The 23,495-nt window shown below is 38.8% G+C and carries 15 protein-coding genes; 9 read left to right on the forward strand and 6 right to left on the reverse strand.

What is annotated here, in order from left to right:
- Nucleotides 1-223 precede the first annotated feature (223 nt).
- Nucleotides 224-1,054 (forward strand): helix-turn-helix domain-containing protein, encoded by an 831-nt coding sequence (locus tag HMJ38_RS14160; RefSeq protein ID WP_194975069.1) that lies wholly within the window; start codon nt 224-226, stop codon nt 1,052-1,054.
- A 136-nt stretch (nt 1,055-1,190) separates the two neighbouring features.
- Here the strand turns inward: HMJ38_RS14160 and HMJ38_RS14165 are convergent, their stop codons facing one another.
- Nucleotides 1,191-4,073: a two-component regulator propeller domain-containing protein gene (locus HMJ38_RS14165; protein ID WP_194975070.1), complete on the reverse strand. Its 2,883-nt coding sequence runs from the start codon at nt 4,071-4,073 to the stop codon at nt 1,191-1,193.
- A 253-nt stretch (nt 4,074-4,326) separates the two neighbouring features.
- Here HMJ38_RS14165 and HMJ38_RS14170 point away from each other — a divergent pair, with 253 nt between their 5' ends.
- The 7 genes from HMJ38_RS14170 to HMJ38_RS14200 all read left to right on the forward strand — a co-directional run bounded on the left by HMJ38_RS14170 (nt 4,327) and on the right by HMJ38_RS14200 (nt 18,063).
- Nucleotides 4,327-7,410, forward strand: coding sequence for a SusC/RagA family TonB-linked outer membrane protein (locus tag HMJ38_RS14170; protein ID WP_194975071.1), 3,084 nt, complete (start codon nt 4,327-4,329; stop codon nt 7,408-7,410).
- Nucleotides 7,411-7,415: 5 nt separating this feature from the next.
- Nucleotides 7,416-8,882, forward strand: a complete 1,467-nt coding sequence (locus HMJ38_RS14175; protein ID WP_194975072.1) for a RagB/SusD family nutrient uptake outer membrane protein — start codon at nt 7,416-7,418, stop codon at nt 8,880-8,882.
- Nucleotides 8,883-8,893: 11 nt separating this feature from the next.
- On the forward strand, nt 8,894-10,381 hold the full coding sequence (locus tag HMJ38_RS14180) for a PKD domain-containing protein (RefSeq protein WP_194975073.1): 1,488 nt from the start codon (nt 8,894-8,896) through the stop codon (nt 10,379-10,381).
- Nucleotides 10,382-10,393: 12 nt separating this feature from the next.
- Nucleotides 10,394-11,509, forward strand: a complete 1,116-nt coding sequence (locus HMJ38_RS14185) for a glycoside hydrolase family 16 protein (protein WP_317174527.1) — start codon at nt 10,394-10,396, stop codon at nt 11,507-11,509.
- A 140-nt stretch (nt 11,510-11,649) separates the two neighbouring features.
- A complete protein-coding gene (locus HMJ38_RS14190) occupies nt 11,650-13,230 on the forward strand; it encodes a sugar porter family MFS transporter (protein ID WP_317174531.1) in 1,581 nt (526 codons plus the stop codon).
- Between the two features lie 34 nt (nt 13,231-13,264).
- Nucleotides 13,265-14,572 (forward strand): family 16 glycosylhydrolase, encoded by a 1,308-nt coding sequence (locus HMJ38_RS14195; protein ID WP_194975076.1) that lies wholly within the window; start codon nt 13,265-13,267, stop codon nt 14,570-14,572.
- Between the two features lie 38 nt (nt 14,573-14,610).
- Nucleotides 14,611-18,063, forward strand: a complete 3,453-nt coding sequence (locus HMJ38_RS14200; protein WP_228780059.1) for a hypothetical protein — start codon at nt 14,611-14,613, stop codon at nt 18,061-18,063.
- Nucleotides 18,064-18,209: 146 nt separating this feature from the next.
- Here HMJ38_RS14200 and menD read toward each other — a convergent pair whose 3' ends face one another.
- The 3 genes from menD to HMJ38_RS14215 are packed head-to-tail and all read right to left on the reverse strand — an operon-like array spanning nt 18,210 to nt 21,533.
- Nucleotides 18,210-19,895 carry a 2-succinyl-5-enolpyruvyl-6-hydroxy-3-cyclohexene-1-carboxylic-acid synthase gene (gene menD / locus HMJ38_RS14205; protein ID WP_194975077.1) on the reverse strand — a complete coding sequence of 562 codons (1,686 nt, stop codon included), beginning with the start codon at nt 19,893-19,895 and terminating at the stop codon, nt 18,210-18,212.
- Complete coding sequence (locus HMJ38_RS14210) at nt 19,892-21,109, reverse strand: chorismate-binding protein (protein ID WP_194975078.1); 1,218 nt, start codon at nt 21,107-21,109, stop codon at nt 19,892-19,894. Before HMJ38_RS14210 ends, menD begins: the two co-directional genes overlap by 4 nt.
- 1 nt (nt 21,110) lies before the next feature.
- A complete protein-coding gene (locus HMJ38_RS14215; protein ID WP_194975079.1) occupies nt 21,111-21,533 on the reverse strand; it encodes a hotdog fold thioesterase in 423 nt (140 codons plus the stop codon).
- A 54-nt stretch (nt 21,534-21,587) separates the two neighbouring features.
- On the opposite strand from HMJ38_RS14215, the gene HMJ38_RS14220 reads away from it, so the two are divergent.
- A complete protein-coding gene (locus HMJ38_RS14220; RefSeq protein WP_194975080.1) occupies nt 21,588-22,217 on the forward strand; it encodes a histidine phosphatase family protein in 630 nt (209 codons plus the stop codon).
- On the opposite strand, the gene HMJ38_RS14225 is transcribed toward HMJ38_RS14220, so the two are convergent.
- Nucleotides 22,195-22,617 carry a hypothetical protein gene (locus HMJ38_RS14225; RefSeq protein ID WP_194975081.1) on the reverse strand — a complete coding sequence of 141 codons (423 nt, stop codon included), beginning with the start codon at nt 22,615-22,617 and terminating at the stop codon, nt 22,195-22,197. The genes HMJ38_RS14220 and HMJ38_RS14225 overlap by 23 nt on opposite strands.
- Nucleotides 22,618-22,727: 110 nt before the next feature.
- Entirely contained in the window at nt 22,728-23,492 is a 765-nt protein-coding gene (locus HMJ38_RS14230) for a zinc ribbon domain-containing protein (RefSeq protein ID WP_194975082.1), read from the reverse strand.
- Between the last annotated feature and the right edge of the window lie 3 nt (nt 23,493-23,495).

A 23,495-nucleotide genomic window follows, 5' to 3' on the forward strand; every position in this document is an offset into this window, starting at 1 on the left:
ATTAAGGTTTTGCGGTATTTTTAAACATCTGTATGCGGATTTTAGGAGCTATCGGTACAAATGTCGAACAGCCCCATCTTTTTTCTTTTGTCTTGTATCTTGCGTCTTGATTCTTGTGTCAATAAGAAATGCCGTGCAAATGTCGGGTTAAATCCTCCCTTTTTTCGGGTTATATTTGTGAAAATCAATCCAACTTGCCATGGTCAAACAAAACCATATTATCATGAAACAACCGGAATTGGGCCAAAAAATACTCGAACTGAGAAAAGCCAAAGGATTGACACAAGAAGAACTTGTGGAGTTATGCAATATCAATGTACGCACCATTCAGCGCATAGAAGCCGGGGAAGTGACCCCGAGGAGTTATACCATCAAAAGTATATTGGAAGTGTTGGGTTATGATTTTAAAGAAATCCAACATACCGTTGAGGAAAATGCAGTCATTAACCCTGAAATGGTTGGGAAAGCCGCTTTTCTGAAAACCGCCTTTTTTGTAGGAATCGTTTATTTCCTATTGGCTTTTGTGGAAGGGGGTTTTGATTACGGCCTTTGGGAAGCGGGGGAGGAAATCAGCCCTGCAGCAGCCCCTTGGTATATCGCTGTCAAGATCGGTATCATGGTTACTTTTGGGATTTTTGCTTTTGGATATTATAGGTTAAGCATGATCAAGCCAAACGTCATAGTCAAGGCGGCGAGTATTTTATTGATTATTGCGACTTGCTTTGGTGTGGCAGCAGACATTTATGGATTTAACAATGCTTCAGTTTGGCAATCAGTTCAGTTTTCCAAAGCCATTCTATTTGGTGCGCTTTACATCGTATTTGGCTTGGGGTTGATCAAGTATCAAACTGAATTTGGGTCATTTGCTTTGGTTACAGGAATATTGAGCATCATTTCAGGAATTGCTTTCCTGAGTATCATCCTGGCGATTCCAGGTTTGTTTGTATTTACCATTTTCGAAATCCTTCAGTTGGTACTGCTGTACAAAGCCTATGAATCCATTACAGGAAAAAGCAAGGAAACAAAGAATTTGAATATCCATGCTTTTGGTTAATTGATTTGGGAATCTGATATTGAGTTATTGGTTATTGGAATAAAACAAAGGTCATTCTAATTCATACAAAACCCCTGCTCTTATTTCCGAAGCAGGGGTTTTTGTACTAAATATCAAATCTCATCTCTATTTTTTTTCAAAATTTCAAAATAAACTCCTGCAAATTATCCGTTCTTTCCAGTTTGATTTTTTTCCGCAACCTGTAACGGGCAATTTCGATTCCTCTGGTTGAAATATTCATCAAGTAAGCGATTTCCTTCGAAGAGAGATTCATCCTTAGATAGGCGCTGAGTTTGATCTCCTGAGGACTTAGATCCGGATATTCTTTTTTGAACCTGGACATAAAATCCCCATGGACCTGGTCAAAATGGATTTCAAACTGTTCCCAGTCCTTGTCTCCTGCTATATTTTTATCAATGCTTTGAACGACCTTTTGTATTTCATTTTTGACTTCCTGGTTTTTTGATTTCTTGATAATAGAATTCAAATGGGTTTTGGTATGGTCAATGAAGCCGTTTTTGTTGAGTAGATGCATGGTTGCTGATGCCAGTTCCTTGTCTTTGCTCTGAATTTCAGCTAAAAGTTTTTCATTTCGTAATCGATCAATTTCTTCTTGGGAGCTTTTCAGTGCAGATTCTTTTTGTAGTAACGCTTTCCTTTGGGCATCTGTAATCTGATGTGTTTTCTTTTTGAATCTTTTATCTATTAATTTATAAATGAATGAAAGTAAAATCAGCGAAATAGAAAAATAAATAAAATAGGCCGGATACGATCTGTACCAAGGAGGAAGAATCCTGAATGCGTAAGAATCTGGACTGCTGACCTGATCATAAATATTTTTACTTCGAACATGGAAAATATACTCACCTTCTCTCAGGTTGGTATATGCTTTATCCCTTTTTAACGTCCAATCTCCGTAACCATCCTCAAAACCTTCAAGCCAGAACTGGAACAAGGTTGTATTTTCATTGTTTGGAATAGGGTTACTTGATTCAAAACGGATATTTGCCAAATGATAGGGGATGGAAGGGATGGCCATTGGCACTTGGGAATATTGCAGAGAATCTTTTTCCCAATAGTTTCCCTGCGAGATCAAAGAATCTGAAACACCGGTCAGGTAAACAGACCTTATCATGGTAGGGAAAGAGGAGGAAGAAGTTTTTTTATTGTCCAGCTTGTACCAAATAAAACCATCATTGGCTGCAAACAATACTTCGTTGGCCCGGATCAAGGATATGTTCTGTAAGTCGTCATTCAAGAGGGGGATAATTTTATTGAAAATCTGGTAATTTTTGACATATGTGCCATTGATTTGTTTTTCAAGCACCCCGACCTCTTTATCTCCTATGAAAAAAATATTTCCCAGAGCGTCCTCGACCATACTTGTGGCCAAAAAATCGTAGTCAAAATATCTCGTAAAGAAAGTATCTTTTTCAAATTTATCTTCTTGGGAATTGTAGCTGTAAAATCCATATTCGGTAGAAAAGATCAATCTGTTATTGATTTTCCATACACTGATCAATAAATTGGTTGGAAGTCCGGATTCAGTTCCATAATATTTTGATTCTACAGTGTCTAAAGCTTCATTTATCCGTAACCTGTAAACGCCTTTGTATCCATGTGTCATCCAGATATCACCATTGAAGTCTTGCTCTAAAATTCTCGAGGATTCCTCAAAACCATTTATTTTTCTTAAAAATTTGATTTCATCGTTCTTAATTTCAAAAAGCAATAACCCATTATAGCTTCCACTGATAATCAGATTGGGATGGTCTTTTAAGGTGTGGAAGTTCCAGACTCCAGGTAAATTTTCAATTGACTCAGCCACTGAGTTTTTGATAACAAAGGCGCCGTCATTTTGTGCTGAAAGCAAAAAATCCTGAATTTGGGTCAGTTGATAAACCTGTCCGGTTCCGCCGTTGATTTTTTTAATAGGGTTTTGGTTTTCGGCATTTGAATTTTGAACCGAAAGGCCAAAGTTAGTTCCGTAGAAAATAGAATTATCATAAAGAATGGCATCATAACCTGTCCCCGGCAATCCGGAAAATTGATCTATCAATCTGAACGGAAGGCTCAGTTCTAGAAGCGTGATGCCGTTATTATGCCCTATCCATAGGTTACCGGACATATCTTCAAATAAGGTCAATATGGAATTGTTCTGTAATCCATTGTCCTTGTTCATCTTGAGGACTAGTTGGCCATCATCTTTGAGGATAAACAAACCATCACTTTGGGTGCCGATCGCGATATTTCCGTTTTTAAGTCTTATGGCATCATTAATTTGGACATTCTTTGGAATATTTGGTTCCCAATCGTTGATGGTATTCGAATTGGAAATAAAAACTGAATTGTTTCGGGTAAAAATAAGTTGCTGATTGGTGGTTAAAGAAATGACACTTTTAATAATTTCATTTCCAAAGACTTCTCCATAAGGGACTGGTAACAATTTGTCATTTTCAAATACTTGAAGACCATCCTCGCTTTGATTGGTATAAAATTTATTGTTGGTGAAATGGAAACTTTCGAAATCAGTTCTTCCTTTAATGATGGAAACCAGTTCCTGGTTATTCGAAAAAACAAATATTTCCTGAAATGTACAGAAAATGACCTGATCGTGGATAAAAATTATTTTCCAGATCTCTTCTAGATTTTTACTGGATTCAGGAAGCTTTTCCAATAAAGAATGATATCTTAAATATCCGGTATCATCAGGCTTGAAATATCCAAATTCACCTTGTCCTGCGACATAGATGATCCCTCTTTCATCAATCTGAACGTCTCTAATTTTGGTGCTATTGGGCAAAGAATACCTTCTCCAAGTAGTGCCATCATACTCTAAAAGCCCAAAATTATTTGCCACATAAATCAATCCTGAAATGCTTTGGGTAATTGAAAAATTTTGAATTCCACCCTGATATTCTTTGCTGGAATAAAATTTAGAGAAAGGAAGACCTGGACTCTGCGCAATTGTATCCCAGGAGACAATTGTCAAAATTAAGAATAGGAAACGATATTTCATCTTGGGTAAATTGTAGGTCACCAAGATAATAATTTTTTTTATTGATGTATATAATTGAAAAGAAAGTTGAGTTTATACTAAACCATAAAAATTCAACTGATGGCTTTAAAATGTAATTTTTTTATGCTTTGCTGAGTTTTTGTGAAAGAAATGGAAGTCAAGTGATGTAGTATTGATGTGGTTTACTTTTTTGCTTTTGTTATTTATATGTCGTGATTTGATTGTATTAATTAATTAAATCCAAAATATACTTATGAAAAGAATTTTATGGTTGATTTTGACCATGGGTATTCATTTCGGAATCAGTGCCCAATCGGGAATGATTACCGGAAGAGTAGTTGACGATAGTGGAGAAACCCTTCCAGGAGTCAACATCCTTAAGGTCGGTACTGCAACAGGTACCATCACGGATTTAGATGGTAATTTTACCATTGAAGGTAAAGTAGGAGATGAGCTTCAATTCAGCTTTATTGGGTTTCAATCCCAAACGTTGAGAGTTGGAAGTAACCTTACTTTAAACGTAACACTCCAAAGTGATATCAGCTCTCTCAGCGAGGTGGTCGTAGTTGGATACGGTACTGCAACCAAAAAGGAACTTACAGGTGCTGTTGCGCAAGTGCAGGGAGAGGATGTTGCAAAAATGAATATGCCGCGTTTAGATCAGGCATTACAAGGAAAAATATCTGGGGTAAATATTACCACAAACTCCGGTGCTCCGGGAGGAACTTCCAATATCAGAATCAGAGGATTAGGTACATTTGGAAATAATAACCCACTTATTTTGGTAGATGGAGTCATTTTTGACGCTGCCGGTCTTAACTCCCTCAATCCCAATGATATTGAAACTATCAATGTGCTGAAAGACGGAACAGCCGGTATATATGGTGTAAGAGCAGCCAATGGGGTAATTATTATTGAAACCAAAAAGGGTTCTCTTAATAGTAAAGCTTCCTTAGAATTTAGCGCGTATTATGGAGTACAGGAAACTGCCAGAAAGCTGAATCTTTTGAATGCAAGAGAATATGCTATTTTAAAAAATGAGGCTTTTGCAGCAGGAGGAATGGCGCCTCCATTCAACAATGTCAATTTGGGTACAGGTACTGATTGGCAAAATGAGGTTTTCGAAACTGCTCCAATTCAAGAATATAATCTAACAGTTACTGGCGGGTCTGAGAAGACTTCTTATTCAATTGGTGGTTCCTACTTTGGACAACAAGGTATTGTAGGAGGTCCAAAATCAAACTTCGAACGATATAATGCCAGAATTAACTTTGTTACTGAACTGGCACCCAAGGTGAAGTTGACAAGTGTATTTTTGTACACACACGAACAAGCCAGTGGAATTGCTCAAGGGGGCATTGGATCAGTATTGTTTAATACAATAAATGCTTATCCAACTGAGCCTGTTTTTGTCGGAGATAGATTTTCATATCTTGAAAACGTAGCAGACATCATAAACCCATTGGCCCAAATTGAGAACACCTTTAATGAAACATCAGTAAATAAAATTGTTGGTAAAGAGGAAATTTCATACCAAATAAATGAGCACTTTAGTCTGAACGGCAGAGCGGGTTATAATTTCGCATTGGTTGATGGTAAATCTTTCTCTCCATTAGCTTGGTTCGGTCCCGGTAAGTTTGCCAATAGTGCGAGAAACGCCAATTTAGATCCTGTCCTTGTAGATGTAGGCGGAACACTGATTGAAAGAGGAGCATCTGTATTTGAGAACAGGGATTCATTTTTAGATTATAATTTAGAGTCTTTCTTGAATTACGACAGGAGATTTCAGGATATTCATAGAGTCAAGGGCACTTTGGGTGTCAGTTACTTTGGAAACAGAAACTTGGGCCTTAATGGTACAGCTTTTAATATCCCAAACAATGATCTCGCATTTGCTGATATTTCAGCCAGTCAGGCTCCAGGAGGATTTTTGAATCAGACAGGATCTTTTCAGACAAGACAAAGATTGGTGTCAGCCTTTATTAGAGGTGAGTATGAATTGAAGGGTAAATACATGTTCTCTGCCATTTTGAGAAGAGATGGCTCTACTAATTTTGGCCCAAATAATAGAATTGGATATTTTCCATCATTGTCTGCGGGATGGGTTCTATCTGACGAAGACTTTTTTGGCAATAGCAGTGTGGTTGATTTCCTGAAATTAAGAGCCAGCTTTGGGGTTTCCGGAAATGACCAAATCGGACTTTTCAGATATAGGGGTCAAATGAATGGGTTGGCAAGGTATCCCTTTAATGACTTTATCATCAACGGTGCCGCGATCGGTGCAACCAGTAATCCTGATTTGAAATGGGAGACTACCTTGCAGACGAATATTGGTTTGGACTTCACGCTTTGGAGAAGTATTGATTTTACTGCAAATTACTTTATCAAGGATACCAGAGATTTATTGTTCCAACCGGCTGTTTCGGCCTTACTGGGTTCTTATGGGCCAGGCGGTTCACCTCCTGTAATCAATGCAGGTAATGTTTCCAATAAAGGTCTTGAATTAGAGATCGGATATGGCACACAAAAAGCAACTGGTGTTAATTTTAGAATTGATTACAATGCCACCTTTATTAGAAATAGGGTAACAAAAGTACCAGATGGGTTGGATTTTATACCGGGTGCAGGTTTTAGTGTGGGAGGAAATATCGCCACAAGATTCCAAGAAGGTTTTCCAATTGGTTATTTTATTGGTTTTCAAACAGACGGGATTTTCCAATCTCAAGAAGAAATTGCTTCTAGCCCAGTCGTACAAGAAGGTGCAAGACCTGGTGATTTAAGGTTTGTAGATGCAAATGGAGATGGTGTGATCAATTTCAGTGATGATTCAGACCGGACGTTTATCGGTTCACCTATTCCTGATTTCATCATGGGTTTGAATTTGGCTATGGATTTTAAAGGTTTTGATATTTCTGCCAATGTCTATGCAGCAATAGGTCAGGAAATTATTCGAAACTACGAGCGACAGCAACCATTTGCCAATCAATTGGCATATAATGTCAACAGATGGACAGGTCCTGGCACCACAAATGAAATCCCAAGACTGACCACAGGTCAGACAAGAAATACAGTGTTTTCCGATTTCTACGTAGAAGATGGTTCTTTTGTCAGGTTAAGAAATGTTCAATTGGGATATACCCTTCCAGAGGCAATTACAGGAAGAATAGGAATCCGTTCGATGAGATTTTATGTAGCAGCCAATAACCTCATTACTTTAACCAGGTATATGGGATTTGATCCTGATGTGGGATCTGGGAACCCTTTATTTGCAGGTGTAGATAATGGGATCTTTCCCCAGGCAAGAGTAATCATGGGCGGTTTAAACTTTAGATTCTAAAAGACATGAAAAAAATATATATCATCATTCTTACATTGAGCATGTCACTGGTTTCATGTGATCAGTGGCTGGAAATTGAACCTGAATACACACAGGATGCTGAGAATTTCTTCAATACTGAAGAGGATTTTCAAAGGGCAGTCATAGGTGTTTATGACTTGATGCAAACAAACTATTTACAGATCTGGATAGGAGAAATCGCATCGGATAATTCTATAGCAGGAGGTGAAAGTGTCAACGATACACAAGGTTTGCATGAGATTGACAACATGACGCATGGTGGAGTCAACAATGAATTGAGGGATGTGATGAGATTTAACTATGCGGGAATAGCAAGGGCTAATTTCATTTTTGAAAATGAAAATAAAATAGACTTCGCATCGAAAGAGCGTTTGATGGCGGAAATCTCCTTCATTAGAGCTTACTTCTATTTTACCCTGGTCAATTATTTTGGAGATGTGCCTTTGATCGTAGATAGGAGGATTTCCATTAATGAAGTTTTCCAATCCGACAGAACACCAAAAATTCAAATTTTTGAGCAAATAGAAAGCGATTTGGATAGAGCGATTCAAGTTCTGAATTGGACTAATCCAGAGCTTGGAAGAATAACCAAAGGTGCTGCCTTGGCTTTGAAAGGTAAAGTGTTGTTGTACCAGCAGAAATTTTCAGAAGCTGCACAGGTTTTTGATGAACTGATCAGCACCAACCAAGCTAACTATGCCTTGATTTCAGATATGAACACAATGTGGTTGGCTGTCAATCAAAACCGAAGTGAGGATGTATTTACAATTCAGCATTCGGGATTACAAGGTGGTGACTATGGTTGCTTGGTTTGTTTGCAAGGTAATCCTGCTGTGGGATTTCATTCAATCCGAAATTATGTAGGTCCTTTTTATGCAGATGGGAATAGTTATAATCTCCCAACTCAAGACCTTTATGATTTCTTTGGCAATGACCCCAGAAGGCAGGTGACCATTTTGGATCTTGATGCCTTTATTGCAACTCAACCGAATCCAACTGATATATCCTACGCAGTTGGTGGAGGTGGTCACACCGGCTATTATAACAATAAATATATCAAAAGAGCCGATGAGAGAGGTCTTCCTGATGATGATTTGACAAGTCAATTAAACTATAGAGCAATTCGTTTTGCGGATGTATTATTAATGGCTGCTGAGTCATTTGCACAATCGGGAAATGATGCAAGAGCTAGAACTGAGTTGAACAAAGTAAGACAAAGGGCTGGAGTTGGAGATATTACAAGTTCAGGTGCGCAGCTTTTGGAGGATATCTATAGAGAAAGAAGATTGGAATTGTCAGGAGAAGGATACAGGTTCTGGGATTTGGTAAGGACAGGTAAAGCTGCAGAAGCCATTTCCGGTTTTCAGGTTGGAAAGCATGAATTGTTTCCAATCCCGCAAGTGGAGATAGATTTATCAGGTGGAAGATGGGCTCAAAACCCAGGATATTAAAATAAAATCAAATGAAAAATTATATAAAATATTTGTTTTTACTGTTGCCAGTGATTCTGTTGGCGGCATGTATTGAGGATTATAGGTTAGATGCGACCACTCCTCCTGACCAAGCAGCAAGATTTACATTTGAAGCTAGCCCCGAAAATGATAACATCATCAATTTCACAGCAGATCAGGAGTTTTTCCTAATGAAATGGGATTTTGGTAATGGAGCATCAGCTACAGGTAAAAATGTAACAGGAATTTATCCTTCTGCAGGAACATACAATGTCACCCTAACCATTTTTGACAGAGGAGGAAGTGCCAGTACAACTTTGGAAGTTGTCATCGAACAAACAGATCCGACCTTGTTGGATAGACCGATTTATAATTTATTGACTGGAGGTGTAGATGCCCTTGAAGGAAAGACTTGGGTGGTGGATTCTGCCCGAGTGGGTCATTTTGGCGTAGGACCCGACCCGGTACAAGCCGGAGGTTATTTTCCAGAATGGTATCAGGCACAGGCAAATGAAAAAGTCGGTAGCGGTATGTACACTGACCGATATACATTTTACCTGAATGATTTTGAGTTTGATTGGGAAACCAATGGGTTTATCTATCTCAATGGTGCACAGGGAGCAAATTTCCCAGGCGCTTTTGATCCTGGAGTAGGTGATCTTTCAGCACCTTTTGTTTCTCCAGGTGGTTTGACATGGAATATTGTGGAAGAAGAGGGTGAATTTCCTGTTTTAAGTCTGACTTCACCTGGATTTCTAGGATACTATGCAGGGACCAATTCATTTCAGATAATTAGCATTGAAGAAAATGAAATGTTTGTTCGTTTGATTGATCAGGCAAATGATGGTTTGGCTTGGTATGTTAGGTTGATTCCAGCGGGATTTGACAGTGGAGAAGGAAATCCTGACCCTGACCCAGATCCAGATCCCGATACTGGTGGAGATGTTGCATTTACCCTTCAGGATTTAATTGGAAGTGGAGAAAAAGCATGGAAACTAAAACCTGCCGCAGGGGCTTTCGGAGTAGGTCCAAACCCTGGCAGTGATCAATTCTATCCTAATGGGAATGATATTTCAGGTGAGCGTCCCTGTTTATTTAATGATTTATTTATCTTTAGAGAAGACGGTGAATTCGAATATGATGCACAGGGGGATATTTTTGGAGAATTCTATATGGGATTGGCTGAAGAACAATGTCAACCAGCATCCAACCTAGTAGGCACCTCAGGCGAAGCTTGGGGTCCAGGAGTTCATACTTTCAGTTTTACAGAAGGAACAGCTACAGTAAATCCAAAAATAACTGTGACAGGAACAGGTGCCTTTATAGCACTTCCAAAAGCATTTAATGGTGGTGAGTATACAGCAGGCCCCCCAGCTGCAAATAGATCTGTAACTTACGACATCATCGATTATACGAATGAAGAAATGACTATCTCCATTGATATCACGGACAATGGTGGTGTTTTCTGGACATTTGTATTGATTCCAGAGGATATCTAAATGATTATGCTTATGAAAGTCAAAATGTTTTCTTATTTCCTGATGGCCTTAGTTTTAGCATCATCATGTGGAGAGGAAAAAAATGAAGATCAGGTATTACTTCCATCTAACCTTCAAGTCTCAATAGTTAAAGAAGCCAATGGTGCGGTAAGAGCATCCTTTATGGCGGTGAACGCAAATTTCTTTCGTGTGAATTTTGGTTTGCCTAACAGTACAGCAGATAGAGCAACAGGTAATTCAGCTTCTTTCAATTATCAGGAACCTGGGACCTATACCATCACAGTACAGGCACATTCCACGGAAAATGATTTTATATCTTCCAGTGAATCTGTGACCATATCAAATGAAGACCTTGGTATTGGAATCCCGAATGTCGGCTATGAAAGTCCTTTATCATATGATGGATATGATTTGATATGGCAGGATGAATTTGAGAGTAATACCCTATCCAATGATTGGGTATTTGAAATAGGTGATGGCTGCCCTAACTTATGTGGTTGGGGTAACAATGAGCTTCAGTTTTACCGTAGAGAAAACACTGAATTGCAGGATGGCTTTCTTATCATTAAAGCTGTGCAGGAAAGTGTTGGTGGCAAAAATTTCACCTCCTCAAGAATAAAAACCCAAGGCCAAAAGTCTTTTACTTTTGGGAGGTTTGATATACGAGCAGTACTTCCAAAGGGGCAGGGTATTTGGCCGGCAATATGGATGTTGGGTGACAATATTCCGGAAGTAGGCTGGCCTGCTTGCGGAGAGATTGACATCATGGAATTGGTAGGGGGAAGTGCCAATGGTCGCGATAATACGGTGCATGGAACTGTTCATTGGGATAACAATGGGCAATATGCAAATTTTGGAGGTTCAGTTTCGCTTTCTCAGGGAATCTTTAACGATAAGTTCCATGTGTTTTCTGTGATTTGGGATGAAAGTAAAATCGTTTGGTTATTGGATAATGTACCTTACCACCAAATCGACACCACCCCACAAGCATTAGATGAATTCAGAAAGCCTCATTTTTTCTTATTTAATGTTGCAGTAGGAGGTAACTGGCCTGGAAGCCCGGACTCCAGTACCAATTTTCCGCAGCAGATGGTAGTGGATTACATCAGAGTATTTCAGAGAAATTAATATTTGAGCCAATGAGAAAGCCAGCCTGAGAAGGTTGGCTTTTTTAAATATCAAGTTTAAAAATTGAAAAATTTTACCCATTGAGGAATCCCATTTATGGTTTTTCGAAATGAAAGTATTCTCTTTAAATTATTCTCAATATAACCCAAGCAAAACAAATGACTAAAAATCAAGCATATACGGTTAAAATAGCCTTTATCGTTGCTCTAGGAGGCTTTTTAATGGGATTTGACGCTTCTGTTATTTCTGGAGTGGTCAAGTTTATTGAACCGGAATTTAACCTCAGCAAACTTGAATTAGGGTGGTCGGTTGCCTCACTGACCTTAACTGCCACACTTGCTATGATGGTGGCTGGACCACTCAGCGACAAGTATGGTAGAAGAAAGATTCTACAAGTAGCTGCAATACTGTATGCCGTTAGCGCAATAGGTTCTGCGCTAGCGCCGTCATTTATTCTTCTGGTAATCGCCAGAATGGTAGGTGGATTTGGTGTTGGGGCCTCACTGATTCTTGCTCCTATGTACATTGCTGAGATTGCTCCACCCGCCATGCGCGGTAGAATGGTTTCATTCAACCAACTCAACATTGTAATTGGTATTTCAGTGGCATTTTTCACTAATTATTTAATCTTAAAATTGGGTGATTCGGATGCAGCGTGGGCCGTTAATCTGGGTTTTGACAAATGGAATTGGAGATGGATGTTAGGCTTGGAATTGTTGCCGGCTATATTATTTTACATCGGGCTATTCTTTGTTCCCAAAAGCCCCAGGTGGCTGGTAATGAAGGGTCAAACAGACCAAGCCTTAATGATTATGAATCAATTTACTGACATAGAGGATTCCAAAAAGCAAATCAACGATGCGATCCGTAGTATTCATGAGGATAAGAAAAAAGAGGAAGCCAAAATCACAGAATTTTTTAAGCCAGCTTACAGGTTAGTTTTAGTCATTGGTGTAGTGGTTGCCATCCTACAACAAATTACAGGTATTAACTCGGTGTTTTTCTATGCACCCATGATTTTTGAACAATCGGGGATCGGTACAGATGCATCATTCATTCAAGCTATTTTAGTCGGTCTGACCAATTTAGTTTTTACGGTTTTGGCTATTTTATTTATTGACCGATTAGGTCGAAAACCCCTCCTTCTAGGTGGACTTGCCGGGATTGCGATCTGCATGGGCTTACTTGCTTATGGTTTTGGACAAGCTACATACCAATTGACTGAAAGTTCAGTTCAAGATCTTCCACAGGAAGTTGGAATGGCACAAATTTCGAGCATGATCGATGTAGTCTACATGGATGATGTGAGTTTCAAACAGGCTATTAGGTCTACGCTTGGAGAAAAGCTTGCAACTGCTTATGAGTCCAACTTAATTACAGCGGCCATTAAGATGAACCCTTCCCTTATACTAATCGGTATTTTGGGGTTTGTGGCATCTTTTGCGATTTCAATTGGTCCTGTGATGTGGGTTTTGTTTTCCGAACTTTTCCCGATTAGGATAAAAGGTGCCGCCATTTCTTTTGTAGGTTTTATCAATTCATTGGTCAGCTATTTGGTCCAACAGTTTTTCCCTTGGCAGTTGGACAACCTAGGCAGCAGCAATACATTCTTGATTTATGGTCTATTTGCGGCAGTCGGGGTATTCTTTGTTTGGTTTGTAGTGCCGGAAACCAAAAATAAATCCTTAGAAGAACTGGAGGATATATTAATCAAGAATTAACCATTTTATCAACCTTAATAAACTCTATTGAGCCATGAAAGCATTTCAAAACAAAAATTTAAAGCAAACATATAATGTAATCATATTTATATCTTCAAGTCTCTATTTTAGTTGCTCATCATCTCAGAATTCAGGTGAGATTGCAGTTCAGGAAATTGCAGGAGAAAGCCCTTACACACTAATTGTAGAAGCTGAAAGCCTACATGATATATCGGATAAAGCTCGGTTGGATGAGGCATCTAAAGGAAAATCAGTAGTATTATCTAAAGGAGAATGGCTAGCTGTCGATGCGAATTTTGAGGAAGCGGGAAGGTATCGCATAGAAGTAACGGGAACGCCTGTTGGTTCTGATACTTCGGTGGTTTGGATGGAAGATTATTATGATAATCCTGATGGAAGGACTTATGATGTCACAGGAAAAATGACAAATAGCCCTTCTTTTGATATTCAATCTTATACTGTTGAAGGAACTCCTTTTAATCAAGGTCTGCACAAGATGAAGGTGTATGTCTCAGGAGGTACAGTGGACATTGACAATGTGATTTTCACCTTAATGAAGCCTCACAAAGCATCTCCTGAGATATTAACACAGACATATGAAGGTAATGAATGGGAGTTGGTTTGGTCTGATGAATTTGATGGAACTGAAATAGACCAAAGCAAGTGGACCTTTGATTTTGGTGATTGGGGTTGGGGTAATAATGAATTGCAGTATTATACGGATAACCGATCCGAAAATGCAAGAATAGAAGACGGTGCTTTGGTCATAGAGGCAAGAAAGGGTGATTTGGGCAACGAATGGACTTCAGCAAGATTGACCACCCGTGGTAATGTGGCTTTTCTTTACGGGAAAATCGAATTCAAGGCCTTGGTGCCTAGAGAAAGAGGGAATTGGGCAGCAGGTTGGACTTTGGGCAATACCTATGTAGATGAAAAAGACTGGCCTTACTGTGGTGAAATTGATATTCTTGAAAGTGTTGGCTATGAGGTGGATGATGAGACCGGTGATGGAATAGCCCATGCTACAGTCCATACACCAGCTTACTATTTTAAAATTGGGAATCAGATTTCTAATACAAAAGATGTGAGTAAAATAGCTGCCGAGTGGCATACTTATGCCGTGGAATGGACTCCCTCAGAAATCAATATATTGGTAGATGATGTACCTTATTACCTCTATGATAAAACGGCCAATGAAAAGGAATGGCCTTTTAATATCCCTCAGAATATCATTCTAAATCTCGCCATGGGCGGTGGTTGGGGAGGTGCCCAAGGTCTTGATCCAACTGTTACCAGTCAAAAGTTTCTGATTGACTACGTTAGGGTTTACCAGAAAAAGTAGTCAATTAATTTAAAATCATAATTCTAAACATTGGCTTTATGGCTGACAGTAAAATCCAAATCAAGGACGCTCAAATTCTTTTTCCTCAACTTGAGGTGACAGGAACTAGCGTGGAAATCAACGGTGAAGCATATTTTAAAATCCAAAATGTGGATCAGATGCCTCCGTTTTTCATATCCTTGGTCAGTCATTCAGATCATTGGATGTTTATCGGTAGCAATGGGGCATTATCAGCAGGGCGGAAAGATGAGGAAAATGCACTTTTTCCATACTACACCGATGATAAAATCATAGCTTCTTCAGACCAAGTTGGTTCAAAAACCTTGGTGCTGCTCCTTGAAAATGGAAAGAAAATCCTATGGCAGCCTTTTTCTGATAGCTACAATGGCTTGTACAATGTCACCCGGAATCTTTACAAAAATCAATGGGGAAACGAATTGCTATTTGAAGAGATCAATGGGGATTTGGGATTGAGTTTTCTTTATTCATGGTCTTTTTCAAGCAAATTCGGATTTATTAGAAAATCCATAATTGTCAACAATGGTAAGAAGCCTGTTCAGGTTGAACTCCTCGATGGTGTTCAGAATATACTGCCCTACGGTGTGTCCAGTCAACTCCAATTACAAAGGAGTAACCTGGTCAATGCTTATAAGCGGAATGAACTTGATAAAGACAGTGGCCTTGGTATTTTTGCTTTGAGTGCCATGATTGTAGATAGGGCAGAACCAAGTGAAGCTTTAAAAGCAACTATTGGTTGGCATATAGGGATTGAGACAACCCATGTATTACTTTCTTCCCGTCAGTTGGAAAGCTTTTGTCGAGGCCATCAAATCCATACTGAGACGGATGTGAAAGGGGAGGCAGGTTCATACATGATTCATGTAAATTTGGATTTGAACCCAGATGAAGCAAAAAACTGGTATTGCTGCTTCGAGATCAATCAATCCCAACCTGCCATTCACAACCTTACCAAGCGTCTTGAAATAAATAAAAAGGAAGTCTTTCATGATATTGAAGATGATTTGCAAAAAGGTACAGCGCAGTTAAAAACCATTGTGGCCAAAGCAGACGGTCTTCAATTGACAGCTGACAAACTTTCCACCTCAAGACACTATGCCAATGTTTTGTTCAATGTGATGAGGGGAGGGATTTTTGAGCAAGATTATGGGATAGACAAAAAAGATTTTTTGAATTATCTCCAAGAAGTAAATCAGCCTTTATCCGAAAGTTTAAGTAGTTTTTTGAATTCCCTACCCGAAATACTTGATTATTCGACTTTAAAAGTATCAGCGGTAAAGCAGGGGAATTCAGATTTGATCAGGATTTGTGCGGAATATCTGCCGCTTTCTTTCAGTCGTAGGCATGGTGACCCGAGCAGGCCATGGAATAAATTCTCCATAGACCTGACCAATGATGATGGCTCAGCAAGAAGGGCATACGCAGGGAATTGGCGCGATATTTTCCAAAATTGGGAAGCTTTGGCGGTTTCCTATCCAAAGTTCATTGAAGGAATGATTTTTAAATTCCTGAATGCATCTACATTGGATGGATATAACCCTTACCGTATTTCAAGAAGTGGTGTGGATTGGGAAGTGATAGAACATGATGATCCATGGTCGTATATTGGTTATTGGGGAGACCATCAGTTGATTTATCTATTGAAGCTTCTTGAAGTCGCCCGCAGTCATGAAAGCCTCTCGCTTTCTGATTTGTCTAATAAGCCTTGGTTTGTTTATGCAGATGTACCTTATCGAATTAAATCTTACGATCAAATCGTTGCGGATTCCCAAGACACGATTGATTTCGATGCAGCACTTGATAGCGAGGCCCAAAAAAGATTTAAAAACATCGGAGCAGATGGAAAATTGGTATATGATCAAAAAGGCCAACTCCTCAAAAGCGGCTTTGTGGAAAAAATTCTCGTTTCCTGGCTCACCAAATTGTGCAACTTAATCCCTGATGCCGGAATATGGATGAATACCCAAAGACCGGAATGGAATGACGCCAACAATGCCCTTGTCGGCAACGGCACATCGATGGTCACCCTTTACTACATGCACCGTTTTACTCAGTTTTTATCAGATTGGGCAAAAGATGAGGATTTAAATGAGATAGTGCTCCATAGAGAAATTGCAGATTTAATTAAAAATTGTCAGGCTATACTTGTTTCAAATCGTGGAATTCTCAAAAGTGGATTTGACGACAAAAGCCGAAGATCATTTGTTGATGAATTCGGAAATTTGGCAGAAGAATATCGGTCCAATGCCTATGCAGGTTTTTCAGGTGATCTTGTTTCTATAGATGGCCAAACATTGCAAAATCTATTTGGGGAAACCATGTTGTATTTGCAGGCATCAACAAAAAACAATAAAAGGGAAGATGGATTGTATCATGCCTATAATCTCGTTTCATTCACGCAAGATGGTTTGGAAGTAGATTACCTCTATGAAATGTTGGAGGGTCAAGTATCGGTTTTATCTTCTGGGTTTCTCGGTGCGAAGGAAAGTCTTGATTTGCTGAATGCAATGAAGTCGAGCAAGCTTTATAGAGAGGATCAATACAGCTACATGCTCTATCCAAATAGGGATTTGTCTGGATTTCTCCAAAAAAACCATCTTTCTCAATCAGATTTGAATTCAAATGCGTTTTTAACGGAAATGCTACAAAAATCGGATTTCCGAATCGTTGAAAAAGACAGTGAAAATAATGCATATTTCAATGGCGACCTCAATAATGGTAGCGCCTTGAAAGCTGTGCTCGAAGAAGTTCAGAAGGATTATATGGTGTTTAATGAGACCGATTTTCAGCAGATCGAAGCAATCTATGAGAAAGTCTTCAACCACAAGGCCTTCACAGGAAGGTCAGGAACTTTCTTTGCTTTTGAAGGTTTGGGGAGTATTTACTGGCATATGGTATCCAAACTTTTATTGGCTGTTCAGGAGATTTTGAGCAATGAGGAAGAAATTGAGGAAAGTGTCCGAGGGTCCTTGGTGGATCATTATTATGAAATCAGAGCAGGGATCGGCATCAACAAGTCACCCGGATTGTATGGAGCATTTCCAACTGACCCTTACAGCCATACGCCTTTTCACAGGGGTGCACAGCAACCGGGTATGACAGGACAGGTAAAAGAAGATATTTTGAGCCGGTGGGCAGAACTAGGAGTGAAGGTGAAAGATGGTATGATTCATTTCCAACCAACATTTCTCAACGAAAATGAATGGTTGAAAAAGCCTGATACTTTCAATTATATTTCTTTGCAGGGGAAGGAAGAATCCTTGGAATTAAAAGCAGGAGAATTGGCCTTTACCTACTGTCAGGTACCCATCAAATACTTTCGGTCAGAGAGTAAGGAAATCAAGGTTTATTTTTCAGGAGATAGAGGCCTTGAATTGATCAAAGGATTTACATTATCGAAGGAATTATCTGCTTCCATATTTAGTAGAAGTCAGGAAGTTAGGCTTGTGGAAGTGAGATTGGGCGGAATCTAAAACTCATGTCAGATAATAAGTCATCTATTTTTTAAACTTCATTTGTTTTTTTTATAAATAAAAAAGGTCAATGTCCTTTAGGAATATCGCAAGGCATTTAAATAAAGATTGACAAAGCAAAATAATTGAATGTAAATTCAATATTTTTAACTTTCCTCTTCTAAAATCTTCTTGATTCCCACTTTGACACCCTTCAGGATCTTGGCATTCTTTGCACTTTCAGATTGTACTTCGAGGATTTTTGGATTTGGGGATTTCTCATAGAAGCTTTTCAGACCAGCTTCAAGACTCAATTGATCTGTGGCAAGGTGATATTCAAAGCCAAAATCCTTGGCAAGATATCCGGCACTTAACCGCTGATGGGTTTCAAAATATTCCTCAAGTTCAGGTTGTTTGGCTGGCCCATCGATCAATCTGAATATTCCTCCCGCATGGTTGTTGAGTAAAATAATTCTTAAGTTGTTCATCTGATAGTTATGCCAAAATGCATTCCTATCATAAAAAAAAGCCATATCTCCGGTAATCAATGTAACAGGTTCTTTTGTCGTAAATGTGCAACCTACTGCCGTGCTGTTACTGCCATCTATGCCACTTGTGCCTCTGTTGCAGATGATTTCCTGATTTCTTGCGCCAAGAAAATTCAGGTATCTCACTGCCATGCTATTGGCAACATGTAATTTGGATTGTTCCGGGATGGCTTCCAAGCATATGGATATGGCCTTATATTCACCGAATTTTGCCTTTTGAAGTAGGAGAGGAATCAAGTCAGCAATTTTCTGATTCAGATTTTTCCAGTGTTTTAAATATGTATTGTTGGAAGTTTTGTCTCTATCCAATAGTAACTGAAGAAATGAATAAGGCTCACAAAGAATGGTTTTTGTCAGATTTTGATAAGTATCCGGTGTATATCCATTTGGCTGGACATGCCAATGTTCAGCATTTGAATTTCTAAGAAATAGCTTGAGGCTTTTTGAAATTATTGACTTTCCAAATGAAATGATCAGATCAGGATTTTGTTCTGAATCTAAATATGAAACAAAATGGTCATGAAAAACAATCGTTTGGTCTGACTGCATATTGGATATGGTATCAGAAACCACCAATGCCTTTCCTGAAGTAGAGATATTATCCAAGAGTTTTTGAATCTCTTGATCAGGTCTTTGCTGACCAGGTACAATCATTATCCTTTCAAACTTTTCCAATGAAACAGAAAGAAAGTTTTTTACTGCATCTGAAAGCACTTTTTCTGGTTCAACTACCTCAACTGATTTGATTTCTTCTGTAAATCTAAAATCTTCATTTGTTTCAGGGTAAAAAGGCTCACGCAATGGGATATTGATATGCACAGGACCTTGAGGAAACTGCATGGCAAGGTTGATGGCTTCATTTGCCAACCTATTGGCATACCAAACCTTATCCGGATGAGCATATTCGTCCGGAAATTGAAAAGACCCTTTGACATGTTGGCCATATATATTTGTTTGTCGGATGGTCTGACCATCCCATTGGTCTATCCACTCAGGTGGTCGGTCTGCTGTAATCACCAAAAGCGGGACTTCTTGAAAAAAAGCTTCCGCAATAGCAGGGGCATAATTATAGGCAGCTGAACCTGAGGTACAGACGATGACAACCGGATCAGAAAGTTGTTGAGCCATACCAAGAGCAATAAAGGCTGCGGATCTTTCGTCAGATATGGTCCTGCAATGAAAGCCCTTGTGACGGGTAAATGCCAAAGTAATTGGTGCACATCTTGAACCTGGGGACAATATCGCATTGGATATGCCTTTTTTGTGGCAAAGAGACACTAAGTTGATGATGGGTTGTAAGATCAAAATCCGGTTTTCAAGTTAAGGTGTTGTCCAATAATATCGCATTTCATTTCAGTTTCCTCCCATTCCTTTTCAGGTATGGAATCTTCAGTGACCCCTGCTCCAGCATATAAAATGGCAACTCCTTCCTTCAACCGGGCAGTTCTAAGATTAACATAGATTAAGGTTTCTCCTTCAATATTTACAGGTCCAATATAACCTGCAAACAGTGATCTGTCGAATTTTTCATTTTCTCGGAGAAACTCAAAGGCTTCTTTTCTGGGCATACCACAAACAGCAGAAGTCGGATGTAACAATTCCAGCATGACCGAACCTAACTGGGGGAAGTTGGTCGTTTTCATATTGACCTTAAAATCAGATCGTAAATGCAATAGATTGCCTGCCAATACTGTTTTGGGACCCTGTTCGTCATACTCCCGTAATCGGATTTTTTTGAAACAATCAACAATATACCTGCTTACCAATGCCTGCTCTTCAATTTCTTTTTGCGTCCATGCTGCTGATTTAAGAGGATTGTCTCCTTGCGCTTTTTGGGTGCCTGCCAGCGACATGGTATAAAATTCATCTCCATGAGTTTGGATGAGGATCTCGGGTGAAGCACCTATCCAAGTACCTAATTCAGGTATATGAAAGAAATTGATGAATGCATTGGGATAGGATTGAATCAAGCTTTTTAGAGAAGAGATCAGGTCAAAATCATTATTTAACTTTATTTTTTTAATCCTAGCAGGTACGATTTTGTTTAAATGACCTGAGTTTACTGCATTGACTCCTTTATCCACCAGCTCTAAGAATTCATTTTTTGTACACTCTTCAGGATCTTTTTTTCCTATTGATTTTTCCTCTTCTATAAAATTCCTTTTGATATCCTTAGCAAACTCTTCTTTGGTTTTAATTTGTAGGTTTGACTCCAAATCATCTTTTTGGTCTGCTATACTTATACTGAGATCAATTTTAAAATAACTATTGGCATCAAGGAAAAAAGCTTTTTTGTCTTCCTGATCTTCAAAAGGATGTACAATAAATCCGGAAGGCAGTTCTTCGAGATTTGGTTTTACTCTTTTCAAAATTCCCGTCGTATCAATCAATACCTGCAAAAAAGTGGATTTTGGTTTCCTCCAAATTGCAATTTGATGGCCCTCATTCATGTGCTTACAAATGAGATTGCCGATATAGTTTTCCAGCGATATTTGATTGATGTCCGAAGTCGTTTGCATATTACTTTCTATCAATGATTGCCATTGTAATCCTGCTGATACATGTTAGACCGCCTTCCTCATTGAAGATCTTAATTTCCCATACCTGAGTTTTTTTACCCAGATGGATTGGACTTGTGACTCCTCTGACATATCCGTCTTTGACGGATTTGAGGTGATTGGCATTTATTTCAAGCCCAACGCAATATTGTTCTTTTTGGTTGACAGTCATTGTTGCTGCGACTGATCCTAGGGTTTCAGCAAGAACTACATTCGCTCCTCCATGTAACAGGCCAAGTGGCTGTTTAGTTTTCGAATTCACTGGCATAGTTGCTTCCAAAAAGTCTTCACCTATCTTTGTAAATCTGATATCCAAAAAATCTGTCATTGTATTTTTTCCCATGTCATTTAGGGCTTCTAAACTAAGGTTTGGAGGAAATATCATGGATTGTGGGATAAAAGTTTTTTCTTTGGTATCTGAAAACAAAAATAAAGAAACTTGCTAACTAAAAAAATCTATTTGGTACGTCACGGGCAAACTGATTACAACCTCCGAGGAGTTGTACAGGGAAGTGGGATAGATGCACCTTTGAATTGGAATGGCCATAAACAGGCCGCTGCTTTTTTTGAACACTATAAGCATGTGCCTTTTGGTAAGGTTTATTATACAGGCCTTCAGCGAACCAAGCAGTCTGTTCAGAATTTTATTGATCTAGGATTGCCACATGAAGGGGTACCCTATTTGAACGAGATTTCTTGGGGAAGGTATGAAGGTGTTCCCATGACCAAAGAGGAAAATAAATATTATGAATCAATGTTGGAAAAGTGGAGTTCAGGTGATTTAGATTATGCAATTGAAGGAGGAGAAAGTCCACTGATGGTAGCCAAAAGGCTTCAAATGGGTATCAATCAAATTCTTTCACAGCAAGTTGAAACTGTTTTGATCTGTATGCATGGAAGAGCAATGAGGATTTTACTTGCTGTTCTGTTAGGTTATGACCTGAGATATATGGATGTGTTTTCACATAAAAATCTAGGCCTGTACGTTTTACAACAAAATAAATCAGGTGATTTTATAGTTGAAAAATTTAACAGTGTGGAACATCTCAAGGACTTGGAGCTGCTTTAACTGCTTTCCCGGATTTTTTATTTTTTTGTGTCTTATCGTCAAAAGAAGCTACTAAATAATCATAGGTATTTTTGCATTCATTCATATCAATGATCTGAAGGGCTATTTCACCCAATGAAGCCACTTTATTGGAATTGACACGAATGAAAAAATCTGCTAATTGGCATGTATCCAGGTTATCGTATGGGACCTTAACAATGATGGCAGCATCAGAATTACCAGCATAGGATTTGGTTTTGAATACATTATTCAAACTCAACTCAATATAAGTAGTACTTGTCTTGTTGGCTTTGAGTTCTGCTTTATCAAAAAGAATCAAAAAGGTTTTTTCTTCAGGCTCCTTTGCAAAGCCCAAAGAAACAATACTGATAAAAAAGATGATGAAGGATATTCTTTTCATATTTGCAAACTATAAAAAGAAAACGGGTTAAACAAAAAATGGTTTACATTCAATAAAATATTCTGAAAAAAGAAAAAGCCCGATATAATATCGGGCTTTCGTAATATGGATTAAGCTCTGCTTCTCTTTTTCTTGGTTACTTCTTCCTCTATCTCGTCTTCCACACCCGCAAATATTCTTCCGCAATGTTCGCAGACGATGAGTTTCTTTTTCTCTCTGATATCAGCCTGTCTTTGAGGCGGTACCACATTGAAGCAACCTCCGCAAGCACCTCTTTTTACCATTACCACTGCAAGACCGTTTTTGGCGTTGGTTCTGATTTTGGTATAAGATTTTGACAGCCTCTCTTCGATTTTTTTCAAGGCTTTGTCTCTATCTGCCTTAAGTTTGGATTCCTCATTTTCACTTTCAGAAACTATGGTGTCCAACTCAGATTTTTTATTGTCAAGGTCTTTTTTTCTCTCAGAAAGAATGCCTTTCAATTCTTCAACTTCAATGTTTTTGGTTTCGATTCTGGCTTGTGATTCACCTATCTTCTTTTTCGATACTTGAATTTCCAAATCCTGTAATTCCAATTCTTTGGTGATGGCGTCATACTCTCTGTTGTTTCTGACATTCATCTGTTGTTCTTGGTATTTTTTGATGAGCTTCTCAGATTCTTTGATATTATCTTTGAATCTTTTGATGTCATCTTCCAAGGTAACTAAATCCGAATTGAATTTCTCCAATCTCGTTTCATATCCAATAATCTCATCTTCAAGGTCTTGTACTTCCTCTGGGAGTGCTCCTCTTACTTTAAAAATCGCGTCGAGTCTGGAATCAATTTTCTGAAGGTTTAATAAGGCTTCAAGCTTTTGTGCAACTGTACTTTCCATGTA

It is taken from the genome of Aquiflexum lacus (assembly GCF_015476655.1).
Lineage (GTDB): Bacteria > Bacteroidota > Bacteroidia > Cytophagales > Cyclobacteriaceae > Aquiflexum > Aquiflexum lacus.